11 protein-coding genes are annotated in these 17563 nt (G+C 62.4%); 5 read left to right on the top strand and 6 right to left on the bottom strand.

Features of this window, described 5'->3' with window-relative positions; all coding sequences use genetic code 11:
- Positions 1–56: 56 nt before the first annotated feature.
- Genes MVF96_RS23005 through MVF96_RS22995 form a run of 3 tightly spaced genes read left to right on the top strand, consistent with a single transcriptional unit; the run spans position 57 to position 9268 of the window.
- Positions 57–2822: a DUF1156 domain-containing protein gene (locus tag MVF96_RS23005; RefSeq protein WP_247450630.1), complete on the top strand. Its 2766-nt coding sequence runs from the start codon at positions 57–59 to the stop codon at positions 2820–2822.
- Between the two features lies 1 nt (position 2823).
- Entirely contained in the window at positions 2824–6171 is a 3348-nt protein-coding gene (locus MVF96_RS23000) for a DUF499 domain-containing protein (RefSeq protein ID WP_247450629.1), read from the top strand.
- A 4-nt stretch (positions 6172–6175) separates the two neighbouring features.
- Entirely contained in the window at positions 6176–9268 is a 3093-nt protein-coding gene (locus MVF96_RS22995) for a hypothetical protein (protein WP_247450627.1), read from the top strand.
- Positions 9269–9446: 178 nt separating this feature from the next.
- On the opposite strand, the gene MVF96_RS22990 is transcribed toward MVF96_RS22995, so the two are convergent.
- On the bottom strand, positions 9447–10553 hold the full coding sequence (locus MVF96_RS22990; protein ID WP_247450625.1) for an HNH endonuclease signature motif containing protein: 1107 nt from the start codon (positions 10551–10553) through the stop codon (positions 9447–9449).
- A 315-nt stretch (positions 10554–10868) separates the two neighbouring features.
- Here MVF96_RS22990 and MVF96_RS22985 point away from each other — a divergent pair, with 315 nt between their 5' ends.
- Complete coding sequence (locus tag MVF96_RS22985) at positions 10869–12185, top strand: helicase-associated domain-containing protein (protein ID WP_247450623.1); 1317 nt, start codon at positions 10869–10871, stop codon at positions 12183–12185.
- Positions 12186–12289: 104 nt separating this feature from the next.
- On the top strand, positions 12290–13570 hold the full coding sequence (locus MVF96_RS22980; RefSeq protein WP_247450622.1) for an MFS transporter: 1281 nt from the start codon (positions 12290–12292) through the stop codon (positions 13568–13570).
- Between the two features lie 11 nt (positions 13571–13581).
- On the opposite strand, the gene MVF96_RS22975 is transcribed toward MVF96_RS22980, so the two are convergent.
- The 5 genes from MVF96_RS22975 to MVF96_RS22955 all read right to left on the bottom strand — a co-directional run bounded on the left by MVF96_RS22975 (position 13582) and on the right by MVF96_RS22955 (position 17555).
- Positions 13582–14442, bottom strand: coding sequence for an LLM class F420-dependent oxidoreductase (locus MVF96_RS22975; RefSeq protein ID WP_247452165.1), 861 nt, complete (start codon positions 14440–14442; stop codon positions 13582–13584).
- A 127-nt stretch (positions 14443–14569) separates the two neighbouring features.
- Positions 14570–14776 (bottom strand): hypothetical protein, encoded by a 207-nt coding sequence (locus MVF96_RS22970; RefSeq protein WP_247450620.1) that lies wholly within the window; start codon positions 14774–14776, stop codon positions 14570–14572.
- A gap of 225 nt (positions 14777–15001) precedes the next feature.
- Positions 15002–16396, bottom strand: coding sequence for an aromatic ring-hydroxylating oxygenase subunit alpha (locus tag MVF96_RS22965; RefSeq protein ID WP_247450619.1), 1395 nt, complete (start codon positions 16394–16396; stop codon positions 15002–15004).
- Positions 16393–16698 (bottom strand): hypothetical protein, encoded by a 306-nt coding sequence (locus tag MVF96_RS22960; protein ID WP_058252858.1) that lies wholly within the window; start codon positions 16696–16698, stop codon positions 16393–16395. The genes MVF96_RS22965 and MVF96_RS22960 overlap by 4 nt, the downstream gene beginning before the upstream one ends.
- A gap of 50 nt (positions 16699–16748) precedes the next feature.
- Entirely contained in the window at positions 16749–17555 is an 807-nt protein-coding gene (locus tag MVF96_RS22955; protein WP_247450617.1) for a ThuA domain-containing protein, read from the bottom strand.
- Between the last annotated feature and the right edge of the window lie 8 nt (positions 17556–17563).

The raw sequence follows: 17563 nt of genomic DNA, 5'->3' as shown, positions 1-17563 counted from the left end.
GTTGCGGCGCCTCGGCGTCGCTCAGAAGTGCTGGAACGCTGGGCAGAGGGGTCGATGTGGTTCAGAAGCGCAAGTTGATCGAAGTGGCGTTGCCGCTGGAATCAATCAACAGCGAGTCCGCACACGAGAAGTCCGTGCCGCGGAAAGGGCACCCGGCCACACTCCACCTGTGGTGGGCGCGCCGTCCGCTCGCCGCAGCGCGCGCCCTGCTCTTCGCACAACTTGTGGACGACCCAAGCTCGCGTCTCGATCTGTTCCCGACGGAAGGTGAGCAGCGGGCCGAGCGCGAGCGACTGCATGAGATCATCGTTCAACTTTCGAAGTGGGAGAGCACGAACGACAGCCGCTTACTGGCCCAGGCACACGACGAGATCGTGAGATCGACCGGCGGCTCAATCCCGGACATCATCGATCCATTCGCTGGCGGTGGCACCATCCCGCTCGAAGCTCAACGTCTCGGTCTGCAGGCTCGGGCTTCAGATCTGAACCCAGTCGCGGGTCTGATCAACAAGTCCCTGATCGACCTGCCAGTCCAGTTCAGAGGCCGGAAGCCCGCGTTCCCTGGCTTGGCGGACTCGGAGATCCGCGCCTGGTCAGGCACACAAGGCTTGGCAGCTGACGTCAGGGCCTACGGGGCTTGGATGCGCGAAGAAGCATATAGGCGGGTCGGTTCACACTTTCCGAAGGCGGAGCTTGAGGATGGTTCGAGCGCAGTTGTCATCGCATGGATCTGGGCGCGGACCGTGGTTTGTCCGAATCCGGGCTGCGGCATAGATATGCCGCTTGTTCGAACGTGGTGGTTAGGCAAAAAGAAGGGACGCGAAGCTTACATTCGCCCGTCCGTTATCGATGACTCGACGCATTCGTCAGGGTTTAGGGTCAAGTACGCAATTGTACACGATCGGTCTGATGCGCCGACTGCGAGCAACGACGGGACCGTGGGTCGTACCGGTGCCACTTGTATCTCGTGCTCTGCGGGTGTTGATCTCAAATACATCCGTGCGGAAGGCCAGGCAGGAAGAATCGGACAGCAACTCATCGCGACAGTCGCCGAGGGCAACCGCCGGCGGGTGTATATCGCGCCGACCCAAGAGCACGTGGCGGCCGCCGATGTTGATCGGCCTATCGACCTGCCTGACGCCCCCATCCCGTCCCAAGCGCCCAGCTTTCGTGTGCAGGCCTACGGAATGACGAAGTGGGTAGATCTCTACACCAACCGACAGTTGGCAGTTTTAACGACCTTTAGCGATCTTGTCGGCGAAGCACGAGAGCGTGTGATCGCAGATTCGGGAGATCGTGCCTACAGTGACGCTGTCGCGACTTACCTGGCGTTCCTGGGGTCAAAGCTCGCTGATTGGCTATCTTCCCTTTGTAGTTGGATTCCGCAGATCGAAGGCGTACGGGACACGTTCGCCCGACAAGCGCTTCCCATGGTGTGGGACTTCGTTGAGATCAACCCGTTCTCAAACTCTGTAGGCAATGCTTCCGGACACTTTGAATGGATTGCGGCGGCGATTGAGTCGCTTCCCGTCAGCGGACCTCAAGGAATCGTCACTCAAGAAGATGCAGCTGCACGGAGTTACGACCAGGCAGTAATAGCAACCGATCCTCCGTACTACGACAACATCGGCTACTCCGACCTGTCGGACTTCTTCTATGTTTGGCTTCGGCGGTCGCTGCGGTCTGTCCATTCTGAGCTACTTTCAACGATGTTGGTGCCCAAGACTGCGGAATTGGTCGCAAATCAGTTCCGACACGGCGGAAAGGCTGGGGCCGAAAAATTCTTCGAGGAGGGCTTTCGAAGCGTCTTTGCGCACGCGCGTTCCTCTGCCTCCGACGAGTTTCCGATCGCCGTGTACTACGCCTTCAAGCAGAGTGATGCTGACGATCGTGGCGAAGCATCCACGGGTTGGGAGAAGCTACTTGAAGGGATGATTCGAAGCGGCTGGGAGATCACCTCAACGTGGCCGCTGCGTAGCGAACGTGGGGGTCGGATGATCAGCATCGGGACGAACGCGCTTGCCTCATCCATTATCCTGTCGCTTCGTCCACGGCCTGAAGCGACCCCGAGCACCGATCGCCGCGGCTTCATTGCTGCGCTCGAGGCCGAACTTCCCGACGCGCTAAGGAAGTTGCAGCAGGGACAGATCGCACCAGTGGACCTTCCGCAGGCCGCGATCGGGCCGGGTATGGCTGTTTTCAGCCGGTATAGAGCTGTGCTGGAGCCCGACGGCAAGAAGATGACTGTCCGCTCTGCACTCGCGCGTATCAACGAGATCTTGGACCAAGTGCTCAATGAGCAGGAAGGCGATTTCGATGCGCCCTCCCGATTCGCCATTGCGTGGTATCGCCAGCACGGTTACGACGTCGGCAGTTTTGGTGACGCTAACAACCTCGCGAACGCTCGTAATATCACGGTCGACGCGATGGACCGCAATGGAGTCCTATCCAGCAGGGGCGGCAAGGTGCAGCTGATTAAGTCCGCTGATCTGAGTTGGGACTACGACCCGATTGAGGACCTTCATACGAGCAACTGGGAAGCACTTCATCACCTGATCAAGGTGCTTGAGAGGGACGGTATCGCACCGGCGGGCGACTTCTTCAAGTCAGCTCTGCGCCGTCCTGATGGTGCGATTGACGCCGACCTCGTGAAGGAGCTGGCTCACCTGCTCTTCAGGGTCGCCGAGAATAACGGTTGGACGAAGGACGCCCTCTCCTTCAACGCGCTCGTGACGAGCTGGCCCGAGATCCTCGAAGTTGCCCTCGCAGCCAAGAAATCCACTCAAACGCAAGGTGCGTTCGACTTCGACGAGGACGACTGACATGGCACTGAGTAACCGCGACCGAATCGGCAAAATGTTCGAGGCCATCGCCCCAGCACTGGATGACTACATTTCGTCTGTGATCGGCGCAGTAGACCCGGGGGCTGGCGCGAACTGGGTCCAGCTCGTTGCGGCCAAAGACAAACACGCTGGGAAGGTATACGACCCCCTCGATCCCCAGGTGCAGCTGCGGATACTCACGGAGTCGGCGATCACAACCAACGTCAAGCCTCGCTGGTATCCGTTCTCCGACACCCTGGGTCGTGTTGGTGAGGCATTCGCGACGGAGCTCAAGAATGCCCGAAACACCTGGGCCCACAACGGTTCCTTCACCGATGACGATGCCTACCGCGTTCTCGACACCGCAGAACGGTTGATGCGTCTGCTTGCCAAGCCCGGTGAAGCCGACAGCATCAAGGCCATTCGCCTGAACCTGCGGCGCGTGACCGCCGACCGTGACGACAAGCGAGCCTTGAAGGCAGCGGTCGACAACCCCGAGGCCATCGGGGGACTGAAACCTTGGCGAGAAGTACTTCAGCCCCACGATGATGTCGCGACAGGCAACTTCCACGCGTCGGAGTTCGCGGCTGACCTGTACAAGGTTGCGACAGGAGGCGAGGTCGACTCGGACTACTCCGATCCCGTCGAGTTCTTCCGGCGCACATACCTAACCGATGGATTGAGCGACCTGATCGGTCGAGCGGTGCGGCGTCTCGCCGGAGATGACAATGTCTCTCCGGTCATCAACCTTCAGACCAACTTTGGTGGCGGCAAGACACACTCGATGCTGTCTCTGTGGCATATTGCCGCCGGGCTACCGGTGGGCGAGTTCCCGCAGGCAACCCAGGAGCTGCTCCTCGCCAGCGGCTACCAGGGCGACAAGGTCAATCGCGTCGCCATCGTCGGGAATCACTTCAGCCCGTCGGGTGTGACCAAGGACGACGGAACTCAGGTCAACACGATCTGGGGTGAGCTTGCGTGGCAGCTCGGTGGTGCCGAGGCGTTCGCTCTCATCTCCCGGTCCGACGCTGACCGCACACACCCCGGCGAGAAACTCCACGAGTTGCTCAGCATTTATGCACCCGCTGTCATTCTGATCGACGAGTGGGTGGCATACGCCCGATCACTCGTTGGCCGTGACGACCTCGCTGGTGGCACGTTCGACGACCAGTTCACCTTCGCCCAGTCGCTGACAGAGGCAGCCAAGGGCACTTCGGGTGTCCTGCTCGCGATTTCGATACCGGCCTCCGAAAGTGGCGACAGCGGAGACAAGATCGTCGCTGGAAACGCGGAGGAGGTCGGTGGCGCCCATGGCTTGGAGGCGTTGAAACGTCTCCAGAACGTAGTGCGTCGAGTGGCCGATCAGTGGCGGCCGGCGTCGTCCGACGAGGCGTATCGCATCGTTAAGCAGCGGCTGTTCAAGGATGCCGATGCCGCGGCGTTGGCTTCGATCGGCGCGACTGCGCGGACCTACGGTGAGATGTACCGCAAGTACACCGACGACTTCCCCCGCGAAGCACGCGATACGGCATACGAAGACCGCATCAAGCGGACTTACCCGATCCACCCGGAGATGTTCGACACCCTCTACGAGGAGTGGTCATCCCTCGAACGCTTCCAGCGAACACGTGGTGTCCTGCGCCTGATGAGCACGGTCATCCACGCCCTCTGGACGGGCGAGGATGCATCGCCCTTGATCATGCCCGGCTCGATTCCGCTCGCCACCGCAAATGTGAATGCCGAACTGACACAGTACCTTCAGGACTCCTGGAAGACGATCATCGACGCCGACGTCGACGGCCCCAACTCCGAGCCAGGACGTATCGACAAGGAGAAGCCGCTGTTCGGGCAGCGTGCCCTCACGAAGCGACTCGCGCGCACAGTGTTCTTCGGTGCGGCGCCAACCATCGCGCCCGGTTCGACCCACAAGGGCATCGGCACCCAGCGCGTCTTCCTCGGTACCGCCGTGCCCGGGGATGTTCCGGGCAACTTCCACGCCGCGCTGACACAGCTCGGTGACCGCGCAACGTACTTCTACTCAGGGTCCGGCAAGTACTGGTACGACCTGCAGCCCAACATCACCCGTACAGCGAAGGATCAAGCGGAGCGCCTGCACAAGGAGGACGTTTGGGCTGAGATTGTTCGCCGCCTACAGAGTCAGGGTCGAACGCGCGGCGAGTTCGCTGGCGTCCACGTCTGCCCCGAAAGCAACGCTGACATACCCGACACCGACGAGGCGCGGCTGGTCATCCTTCACCCGAAGGTTGCGCACAAGGGCAAGGCGGAGTCTGACGCTAAGGCTTTCGCGCAGAATGCCACTGAGCAGCGGGGCAGCGCCAACCGGACCAATCGAAACATGATCGTCTACCTGGCCGCGGATGAGGCGCGTCTCGAAGAACTCGACTCGGCGACAAGGGACTTCCTCGGTTGGAAGCATGTCCTCGACAACGAGGCCGACCTCGACCTGACACAGAACCAGAAGAACCAAGCTGCACAACGTCGCGACCAGGCCGACCAGACCGTGACCGCGCGGCTGTTGCAAACATTCACCTGGGCGCTAGTGCCGACGCAGCCGGAGCCCAGCTCACCGTTCTTGATCCGTGAGACCAGAGTCGAGGGTCAATCTGAGTCGTTGGCTGAGCGTGTTTCGCGTCGACTTGGCAATGACGGCGATCTTTCAACTCGACAGGCGGCTGCGACCATCCGGCTGGCGATCAACAAGGTGCCGCAGATCTGGAAGGACGGGCACGTCTCGCTGGGCGCTCTGTGGGGTCTCTATTCGCAGTACCCGTATATGCCTCGGCTCCGAGATCGGAAGGTACTCGACGAAGGCATCGTCGACCTGCCGATGATCTGGTCGACTGATGCGTTCGCGCTCGCCACCGATTACGACCAGACTGTCGGCCGCTATATCGGCCTGTGGACGCCCGAGGACAAGGGCGCTGCGCCCGTTGCCACCGACACCTTGCTGCTCGTACGGCCCGACATCGCAGAGCAGCAGCGCTCGGCCGAACCCGGCCCCGAGCCGAAACCGGGACCTGGCCCCATACCGCCGGGCCCCGGACCAGGACCAACCCCACCGCCCGGCCCCGGACCAAGGCAGGATATTGAATGGCCCACACGCTTTTTCGGGGTGAAGACACTCAACTCCGACAAGATCGCGCTGGAGTTCAAGAATGTTGCTGACGAGGTGCTCGCCCACCTCCGTTCGGGGGAAAACACAAACGTGAGAGTACGGATTGAGATTGAAGCGACTGACTCTGACGGCTTCAACGAGAACCGGGTTCGAACCGTTTCTGAGAACGCGAGGACCCTGAAGTTTGACCAGTCGGGTTTTGAGGAGATCTAGACCAATGACTGAAGCGGTCGAACTGTCCGTAATCGACCCGTTGGACCCAGTGCTGGCGTCTGCTTCAGATGTTGCCCTGCAGGGCGTCGATCCTTTGAGCGAGGCGCTCCCGACAACGGCTGTGAAATGGGAGAACTTCGAACGCCTACTCCTTCGGATCGGGCACGATGTACTCGGACTACGCGATGTCAAGCGGTTCGGAAGCGCGGGACAAGCCCAGAAGGGTATCGATGTAGTTGGTTTGGACGCTGACCTGAACGCTGTGGCCATCCAGTCGAAGCGATACCAGACCTTCACAAGGGCAGACCTCGACAAGGCCGTCGACAAGTTCCTCGACTCAAGCTTTCCGTTTACGGTGAACCGCCTAATCATTGGTGTCGCCTGCACGGTCACAGAGAGGTCGATCATTGAGCGAGTGACCGAACTGAATACCACTCATGATCCGCTACATATCGAGATCTGGGACCAGGAGCGCATTAGCGAACTGCTGCGAGACCAGCCTTCGATCGTGATCGAGTTCTTCGGTCCAGCGACCGCAGAGAGGTTCTGCCTTCCTCACATCGTCACCCCGATCGCCGTGCCTTCGAAAGATGCTGTCGATACAGCTGATGCCATAGTGCGGGGCCCCCTTCGATCAGCGCACGTCGAGCTGCAACTCGAGCAAGCGCGAGTGAAGTCTGAGACCCACCCTAATGAGGCGCTTGAACTGTACGGAGAAGTTCAGGAGAAGCTCCAGGAACGCGGATTTCCCGGTCACGCTGCTGAATTCGACAAGAACCGTGTCCCACTGCTCGTGCGGGTTGGCCGAACCGGCGATGCCCTCAAACTGATAATGCGCATGCTCTGGCAATCGGAACGAGCAGGCGACAGCGCTGTCGCTGATCGATGTCAACGAGATATCGAACGCCTACTCGAGGGTCACGACGATCTGAGAGACAACCCCGCGTGGAAAGCAGCGCGGTGGGCCGCTTCTCTCGTTGCGGATTCCCTAGCCTCGCCTGTACCGCACAGGGTTGGCGGCGACCTCACAGCACTCGCCGACCTCGACCCAACCGATCGAGCGCGCCTACTGCTGCTGATTACCGAATCCGATCTCGGTGACGACCGCACCGACAGAGTTCTTGAGCTCGCCGATAATTTGCGGCAATCCGCAGCAGAAGTATGCGACGACCCAATCCTCCAGTCACGCATACTCATCGCAGTCGCCGATACCGATGGCGACTGGAAGCAGCTGGTACGCGCAGCACGGATCTCCCTACCGAAGGAGGCAGCCGCGCTGGTTCACGCGCGCTACGCCCGCCACCTTGCCGGGAAGGGCGACTACACGACTGCACAAGACGAGTGGAGCGAGGCGATCGACAACGCTTGTCTGACGCAGCGACACAGCGACGCGGCTAAATGGCTGTACAGCCAGCGTGAGATCGCGACCAGATATTCCGGAATCCTGACCGACAGATGGCACCCACTTGCCCGCGAGATAGCGAACCTCCCGGGGCAGCCGAGGTTAGCAACAGCCGCTCAGCGCAGCCGAGAGAGTGGTTTGGCAGCGCTGAACGCTGGACGCGACCGCGTAGCGGCGATCTCCCTCAGGCGATACCTCCGTGACTCGATAATCAGCGGTGCCCTCGCCGACGAACGAGATGCACGAAGTCTGTTAGGCAGTGTCTTCATGAAGTCAGGACACCCCGATCTGGCCGCCCACCAATACGTCTACGCCGGCCGGCCCAAGGAAGCGGAGCAGGCAGCCCGTGCCCTCGGTGACAAGTACTACAACGTCGCCGAACTCGTGGAGAGTCCGCATCAATGGATCGCTGCGACTGCCCTACGATTCGCCGCGGCGCAGGCCGACTTGATCCCCGACAGCCAAGTACCAACGGTCGTAGACAGTGCCCTATGTGCAATTGATGAAGTACTGGACGAAACTCGGGCTGAGTCGTTCTTTGACCCGTCTCTTCAACTCGCTGCCTACACCTTCATCGCCTCCGTCGCTGACCGCCTGACGGAATCTCAAGCACTGAAAGTAATTGCTCTACTTGATGAACGAGTAGCCGCGCCGCCCAATGCAGGTTGGCACACTGACAAGAGTCACGTTCAGATCATGTCCGGCATCACGCGCACCCACACGTCGCTGCGCGAGACCGCAATAGACCAGCTGCTGGGCCTGTTCGAGCGTGAGTCGCACTGGTTCGGCACCACCGAATCGCAAGTGTTGGTCGACAACCTTGACCTCACAGGGTCAAGACTTCGGCTGTTTGCCGACCGTGTGCAGCAACCGCACCACGACGCGGCTGCACTTCTGGCGCTACACGATGACCAGAAGCCCTCCCAAGCTCGGCTCGATGCAGCGGCCGAGTACCTACAGAAAGACACCAAGAACGGTCCGGGGAGGTATGGAGTCGGTACCCGGGTGGTCGAGCAGTCCCTGGTCGCGCTCCATCTCCCGGTTGAGGATCGCATTCGATGCATCGAAGCTCTGCTCACCAAAGCAAAATCGCCCTATGAGGGGGCGGAGAACCGCCGTGACTACCACCACGCCTCATCGAACCTGGTCGACGACTTGCCTGAGCGCCAACGTGCCGACTTCTTCGACAGGGCATTCGATCTCGCCCGGACTGCGCCGATGTCAGAGCCTGACGGCTTTCACACATCACTTGGAGATCCGCTCGGCTTTATGCGATGGAACGGTGTCGCGGATAGCCGACCCTCTGCGCTGCTCCTCGCTGCCCGGTTGGCCAAGACGGATGCTGAGCAGAAAGCAATCCGAGACCAGGGCATTCAGCTTGCAACAAATGTACTCGCCGGTCACCGAGACCTCGCTCAAGCACTAATCGTTCTCGACGGGCACGTAGTGGAGCCCTTCTTGGGCGTCCTTGCTGCCGCACCACAAAAAGAACTACGCTGCGCGGCCGCGGTCATCTGCGTTCGAAACTCCGACGGCGTTACTGCCGAACGGCTCGCAGCTGATGAAGAACCAATTGTCCGGCGAGTACTCGCTAGGGAGATTGGCGGTCGAGATCAACTCGACAATACCGTTGCTGCGCTACGACGGGATCCTCGTTGGTCAGTACGGGTCCTCGTGCAGGATGCGAATGCCTAGCCTCGGTCGGTGGATCGATGCCGAAAGTTGCTGACTTCGAACCAAAATCGGTGAGTCCCACGAAACAGGCAACTTAGTATCGGCGTTGACATGGTCGGTGACCGATCCACGAGAACCTGGACCTTGACGCATATCTGACACGTCGCGTCGTGCGGGGCTCACGACAGTTCACCCATCCTCAGTCGGTTGAGACGGTCAGTTCTACATCCCCTACCACTGCCACGACATCGCCGGAACTTACCTCCGCGACGTCATCAGCGGTCGCGTCCAGCAGGGACACTGCGAAGGACCCGCTCGTAGCTCCAGCGTCCCATTGCCCCCACACGGTCCCTGAATCGTTTTGGTAGTCAGCGATCGCAACCTCCGCCGAACCGTCCGCGTCAAAGTGGCCCTTCACGAGGATGCAACGATCGTCGGCATCAAATCGGACTTCGACGACCGCGAGCTGCATGAACCCTTCCACAGAACCGAGGTCCGGGTCGTCGTGGCCAGCTGCTCTGACTTTGCCCGCAATCTGGTCGGCTAGATCGCTTCTTACGGCCGACGCGGTGGCCTCAAGTGCAACGTCTAGCGATCGATCGAAGTCCCATCCGAACACGTCCTCTAAGACGACCTTCGCTCGCCTTGAACCCTCGTCCAGGACCACCGAGGCAACCAGTGGGCCGTCCGCGAACGTGCGAGGCTCCAACTCATGCCATCCGTAGCTGCTGTATTTGCCCCTGTACTCATGAGTTGAAGGAGCTTCCAGGACACTAGGGGACTCTGCTCGGAGTCGGTCCAAGAGAGCTGGTCCCAGTTCGAGCAGGCAGTCCTTCGCCGCCGCTGACGAGAAGTCGGCTTCGAGGAGTCTGACCAGGGCTCCTTGTACGCCAGATGCGTTGCGAAAGCCCTTGACGTACCTCTCGACTGAAGCTTGCTTCTTGTGCGCCTCGTCTAGCCACATTGCGATGGCCCGAACTCCAGTGAATCTGGTATCGGACTTGTCCGAGTTGCACTTGCGGCATATAGGTGCGAGATTGTGCGCCGAGTTCAGATCGAAGGCCGTTGCCCGTGCGGGTTCGAGCCACTCGTGCTTGGCCTTGTCGAGGTCCTCATCAGTGATGGTTTTGGGGAGGATATGGTCGATCTCAGCTCCGACGAACGTGACTGGCGTCGAGCAGAGGTAGCATAGCTCTCCCCATGCCTTCAACAGTGCTAGCCGCAGCAAACGGTTTTCAGAGCTGTTCCCATCCTTGTACCGAACTAGGGTGGGCGCCTTAGCCGTGGCTTTCGGGGTGCGCGTCATAGGCCGAAACTACCAACGGATCACAATCAAACCGAGGTCAGTCTGCGGGGAGCTGAGGCATGATGCCATAGGTTAGCCAGCCGGCGCAGGGTAGATTGACGGGCCGTGCCGGCTCACCCGAGATCCGTCAAAGTTGCCCGGCGCGTCCGGCTAACCTTCGCTGCATCTCGACAAGAGTCACGGACCGCGACGACGCCGTTCCCACTGAGGGTGCGAACCGCCCAGTTGTTTGGGAGTCAGACCGATCTCCGCAGAGGCGCAACGCCTATGGCGCGTCGATGAGAGTCCGTCGACCCGACCCGGAGAGGTGTGAGAGTGGCGGACGTAGGTATTGATGACGGCGCCCAGGTTCGATCGACCGAACAGGAAGCGCTGGCCAATGTGCGGGCGGTCCTGGAACTGTGCGCATCTGGGCAACTCAAATGCAGTGCGAAGACCGCGCGCCCATCGGCGGCCACGGTGAAGACTGTCGCCAGCCATCTTGTCAACGGCGACTTCTATGTCGACGAGGCGATCGCCGCGTTCGCCTGGCCACTACTCGTCCAGTCCGCCGGGCTGGCCAAGTTAGACGGCACTCGCCTCACGTTGACACCGAAAGGTCATGCTGCTCTACGCAACCGGCCGGAGGAGGTCATCCTCGCCGTGTGGCGCAGATGGCTCACGCACGGGGCGATCGATGAGTTCGGCCGAATCGAGGCGATCAAGGGGCAGCGCGGCGCCAACGTGCTCAGCGCGGTGAAGCGGCGCCGTTCAACCGTCGCCGATGGACTGGCCACCTGTCCTCTGGGCGAGTGGATCGAGATCGACGACCTCTTCGCCACCATGCGTCGGAAGCGCCTCAGCCCGACCATCGCCAGAAGTGAACGGGCATTGTGGCGGCTCCATATTCTCGATCCCGAGTACGGGAGCTTCGGATACGACGGACATCATGGTTGGTCATTGCTCGAGGGCCGGTACACGATGGCGGTGACTTTCGAATACGCCGGCACGCTGGGCCTGTTCGATCTCGACTACCGAGATCCAGTCGGCGCCCGTACGGACTATCACAGCAATTGGGGGAGCGACTTCCTCGAGACCCTCAGCCGATACGACGGTCTTCGACGAATCCGGCTGACACCGCTCGGCGCCTATGCGTTGGGCCTCACCGACACCTTCACGCCGACTGAGGATCTCGACGAGATCTCACCGTTGACGGCGTTGCCGAACCTCGACATCGTGGTTGCCCGCGGCATCACCCACACCGAGAGACTCACCCTCGCCGCCTTCGCCACCCAAACCGCCGACCACACCTGGAACGTGTCGCCGACCACCCTGACCGCAGCCCTCGGGGCAGGGCGCGACCTCACCGAGTTCACCGACTACCTACACCGTCGCGCTGAACACGAACTGCCTTCGACGCTCACCACTCTGATAGAAGATGTCCGCCGGCGGGGAGCGCAACTCATCGACCGCGGACCTCTTCGCGTGATCGAGTGCGTCGATCCGGCCACCGCGATGCTCATCGCCCATGACCGCAGGCTCCGCCCGCTGTGCCATCTGCTCGGAGACCGATTCTTGGGTGTCCAACCCGAGCATGAGTCGAAGTTCCGGACCGCTCTGCTCAAGCTCGGGTTCGGCCTACCCGCGGAGTGATGGCGGCAGTTCCGAGGGCGCCCGCGATCCGTTCGCGCCGTGCCCGACAATAGTTAGGTGATCGAAAGAGTTTCCCGGGTTCGGCCCGACGGCGAGGTCCGCAGGTGACCTCGCCGGTCAGTTCGCGGCAGGCGATGACCATCTGGGTCGTCGGGGTCGCGGTCTACTTCGTTGCGGTGCTGCAGCGCTCCTCATTGGCCGTTGCCGGCCTGCTGGCTGCCGAGCGTTTCGAGATCAGCGCTTCGCAGTTGTCGACCTTCGTCGTGCTCCAGCTGCTGGTGTACGCGCTGATGCAGGTGCCGGTCGGGCTCGTCGTCGACCGGTTCGGTCCGCGTCGGGTACTCCTCAGCGGAACGCTGATCCTCACGCTTGCCCAGATCAGCTTCGCGTTCGCGGACAACTACACGTGGGCGCTGTCGTCGCGGTTCTTCGTCGGGGTGGGCGACGCCATGACCTTCGTGTGTGTCCTGCGACTGGTGACGAGCTGGTTCCCGGCGCGGCGGATCCCGCTGATCACGCAGCTCACCGGCGTGCTCGGCCAACTCGGCGCGGTCACGGCCGCCATACCGATGACCTGGGCACTGTCCACCTTCGGATGGAGTCGCGCGTACCTGGCCACCGCTGGGATCGGCGCCGTTCTGCTCGTGGTCGCACTGGTCGTCGTGCGCGATTCCGCGGCGGTGCGGTCGGTGTCGGGACCGATGCTCGGGTTGGCCGGTATCCGGCGAAACCTTCGCGAGTCGTGGGATCACCCCGGCACCCGACTGGGTTTCTGGATGCACTTCTCGACCCACTTCAGCGCCACCGTCCTGGGCTTGTTGTGGGGCTACCCCTTCTTCGTCGAGGGCGAGGGGATGAGCGCCGGTGCGGCGGGTCTGCTCCTGACGATCATGGTGTTCGCCATCATGGCGTTCGGCCCGATCTTCGCGTGGCTGATCACCCGGTGGCCGTGGCACAGGTCGACGCTGGTGTTGGCGGTGCTCGCCGGAATCGCGGCCACCTGGACGGTGGTACTGGCGTGGCCCGGCGGCGCGCCGTTCGCGCTCCTCGTGCTCTTGGTGGTGGTCTGTGGAATGGGCGGTCCGGCGTCGATGATCGGTTTCGATGTCGGCCGCACCTCCAATCCGGCATCGCGGGCGGGCACGGCCACCGGGATCATCAATCAGGCGGGGTTCATTGCCAGCTTGATCCTCGCGGGGCTCATCGGTCTCATCCTCGACTGGCGAACCCCGGACGGGGTCCAGGGATATCCGCCGGAGGCGTTCACCTGCGCGATGTCGGCGCAGTTCATGCTCTGGGGGCTGGGCGCCATCCAGATCTACCGCTACCGTCGCAAGGGGCGTGCGCGTCTGTTGCGTGAGGAGCCGGAACTGTGGTCGCGCTAGTTCCGTCCGCCTCAGACCGCCCAGCGCCCCGCCAGCTTGTCCAACCATCCCGGCACCGCATCGGAATCCGCGGGCGGTGATTCCACCAGCACCAGTTCGTCGACGCCGAGAGCGTCGAGACCGGCGCGGTCAGCGGGAACCGGATTCCGCAGCGCGACCGCGATATCGAGATCAGAACGGTCCCGTCCGCTCTCCTGGCAGAACCGGTCGATCGTGCGGATCCGATCAGCCACCGCGTCGACGTCGTCGAGGTTGAATCCGTACCAGCCATCACCCCAGCCGACGACCCGGCGCAACGCCTGATCACTGTTGCCGCCCACGACGAACGGAATCCGGCCCGCCGCCGGTTTCGGATTGACCCGAATGCTTTCGAAGGCAACGAATTCCGAGTGATGTGTGACGATCTCGTCCCGCCAGAGCGCGCACATCGCCTCGACGTAGGCATCGGTCCGGGCACCTCGTCGAGCGAACGGTACCCCCAGTGCTTCGAATTCCTCACGGGACCAACCGATTCCCACGCCAAGGGTCAGTCGTCCCCCGCTGAGAAGGTCGAGCGACGCGGCCTGTTTGGCCATGATGACCGGGTTGTGTTCGGGGAGCAGCAGCACCCCGGTGGCAAGCCGGATCGTGGTGGTGGCCGCGGCGGCGAAGGAGAGGGCGATCGTCGGGTCGAGCCAGTCCGCTTCGGCGGGAACCGCGATCTTCTTGTCGGGGGTGTACGGGTACGGCGACGCCGGGTCGTCGACCATCACGACATGCTCGCCGCACCACAGTGTGCGGAAACCACGTGCCTCGGCTTCGCGGGCCACGGCGTCGATGATGTCGCGGCGTGCCCCGGTCCCGATGCCCAGCGCGTGTAGTCCGAGTCGCATCATGACTCCGAATCCGTGGGTCGGGTACTGCTCGGCATCGTATGCCTCAGCAGAACAGAGTGAGGGATACGTAACGGTTTCCGACACGGATCCCGCATTTTGCGCTGCGTGGCCTACGTACTGGATCTCAACTCAGCAACAGCCACCCGAATCGCAGGCAGAGCGCGGTGACACCGAGGACCGCCGTCACGATCAGCCACCGCCGGGCGAGCCGTTCGGCGCGCACATGGTCGTCACCGGGCCGCAGGTAGACGTACGCCGCCGTCATCGCGCACCCGGCAGCAGCGGCCCCGGCGACGAGCATCAGCGTCAGCATCAACACACCCACCATCATGCCGATCAGCAGGGAGTGGTTTCGACAAGCTCAACCAGCGGGGGGGCAGCTCAACCAGCGGGGGGAGCTCAACCAGCGAGGGGCGGCTCAACCAGCGGGGGCAGCTCAACCAGCGGAGGCAGCTCAACCGGCGGCGAGTGCACAGTCGGCGAGTACAGACGAAGTCGGCGCTGCGGCTTCATCCGAAGTCGCAGCGCCGAGTCGAGATCATTGACGACGGGGGGATCAGTCGACTTCCTCGCCCACCCACTTCGCGAGCAGGTGGTGCATGTGGCGGATCTTGAGTTCCTGGTACGCCGCCATCGGCAGGTACTTCTGGGTGGTGGTCTTCAGGCCGCGGTGCACCTTCGGCATGTTGTACGCGTCCTGGTCGAACACACGGGCCGAGCTGCCGAGGACCGTGGCGTCGATCCAGGTCTGCTCGGGCGTCAGCCACTGCACCTTCGCGGCCGGCGGGCGCGGCCCGGTGAACGGCGCCAGCAGGTAGACGTCCATGATCGACGTGTTGTGGTCGTCGCCGTTCGGCCGGAACCGGTAGACGATGCGCTGGTAGGCGCCCCACGGATGGAAGTTCGGGAACACCGTGTAGTAGATGCTGTCGAGCGACTCGGCGTCGGACATGTTGTCCGCCTTGACATCACCGATGACGTCGCGGAGCCCCTCGCGGGCGAGCAGGCCGGACATCTCGCGCGCGGTGACACCGTCGGGCAGGGTGACCATCGGGTCCTCGTCGATGCGCGCGTCCACCATCGAGTCGAACATCTCCTGCTCGCTCGGGGTGAACTTGATGTGCGGGCTGGGCACGCCGTTGGCGGTGATCCCGCGGTTGAAGTTGCCCCACGAGTCGTACTGGCTGTTCGAATCCCCGGTCCCCACAACACGTTGCGGGTGGGTGGTGATGACGTGGAAGGCCTCCGAGAACGCCTCCTGGGCGATCTTCCAGTTCGCGTCGATGACCTTCGCGACGTGCGCCTGGATGTAGCGATCCTCCAGCGGCCAGGCCTCGAAGTGCTTGCCCAGGTCGCCGAGGAAGCTGGCAAGCGACTCCGACTGCGGGTCCATGTTGATGAAGACGAAGCCGCCCCAGGTGTCCACCTTGACCTGCGGAAGGTTCATTGCATCCTTGTCGACGTGGGGGAAATCCCATTCGCACGTCATGGATTTCAGCGATCCGTCCAGGTTCCAGCAGAAGCCGTGGAACGGACAACGCAGGTCGTTGCCCGCGGGACCGCTCTCCTCGCGGAGCATCCGGCCGCGGTGCAGGCACGAGTTGTAGAACGCGCGGATGGACATGTCCTTGCCGCGCACGACGAGGATCGACTTGTCGCAGATCTCGTAGATGTGCGTGTCCCCGGGCTCGGGGATCTCCTCTTCACGACACGCCATCTGCCAGACCTTGTACCACATACGATCTCGCTCGAGCTCGTGATACTTGCGGCTGATGTACCGCGAGACCGGGATGAAGTTCTGATCCTCGTAGAGGTCGTGGGTCTCCTCCCGCAGGACCTGCGGGACCGGGTGGGTGTCGGTGTCGAGCAGTCGATGGTAGCTGGCGACGTAGTCGGCCTGCTCGTCGTCGGATGCCGACGATCCGGGGGTGCGTGTGTCGATCTCGGTCACAATTTGCCTCCTTCGGCCAGGCGATTGCTGCGGGCTTCGTCGGCGAGTCGGTCCGCCTGCATCTTCTCCAGGAGCTTGGCAGCGCCCATGAAGCGACGGTTCTGGGTGATGGGGACGGGCTCGCGCGGACCGAGACCGACCCAGCGGGCCATCTCCGGGTCAACGGATTTCACTTCGCCGTGCAGATACCGGCCTTCGGGGTCGAAGGTGCCGGTCTTGCCGTCCTTGGTGGTCACGAGGACGTTGAAGTCCTCGTCGAATTCGTAGATGGCTCGACTCATCGGATGCTGGATCTGACGCATCGGGTTCTCCTCGGTGGGGCTGGCGCGCCTCTTACTTGGCAGCGTATTCACTAACTGTAGCACCGAGAGTGAGCGGCAACACATCGAACTGTATTCGCTGTAAAAAAAGTCCAGATGGAACGGGCTGCCCACCGGAGCGAGTTGGCGATCAGGGACCGATAGTCCGGGTGGGCGAGAGTGGCCGCGGTGTCGCCGGGCTGGAGGTAGACCAGGCGGGATGCGCCGTTGGTGCGACACCAGCCGACCAGCGACGATCCCTCGGCGTGCTGCCACCCCTCCCGTTCACCCCGCCGCCCGGACATGGCCAGTGCGGTGGAGAAGTGCACGTCGTCGGTCATCGGTGCGTTCGTCCGCAGCAACGGCGTCACGGAGTCCTCGAACACCTCGCAGAGATAGGTCTCGTCGACGAGGTCGAGATGTGCCGGCAGGTCCGCGGTCACCGGGTGGGTGCTGTCCTCGATGGTGATCCGCTGCTCCACCGCATGCCGATAGCCGGAGTCGGGGCGCGGTGCCCCGCGCACGGTTCCGGGCTGGTACAGGTAGCGGCCGCCGACGAACTCCGACCACTCGTCCCAGTTGGCCCAACTCGCGATCGCATGATGCAGGACGACGTATCCGTGCCCCGTCTCGCGGGCCGCGCGCAGACAGTCCCGCAACGACTCCGGCGGGTCGTACGGTTCGGGCAGGGTGCCCGGCATGTCGTAGTGAAGGGACACGTCGTGGTCGGCGAGGTCGTCGGGCCCGATCGCGGCGTCGGGATGTTCGCGCCAGGTGACCTCACCGGGAAGGGCGTCGAGGAGATCGGCGAAGGCGGCTCGGTCGAAGGAGTGGCCGCCGGTGATCGCGAGGATGCGCATGTTCGAGT

Source organism: Gordonia hongkongensis, assembly GCF_023078355.1.
In the GTDB taxonomy this organism is placed as follows: Bacteria; Actinomycetota; Actinomycetes; order Mycobacteriales; family Mycobacteriaceae; genus Gordonia; species Gordonia hongkongensis.
The sequence above is the reverse complement of the archived record's forward strand: the minus strand, read 5'-3'. Positions and strand labels throughout refer to the sequence as shown.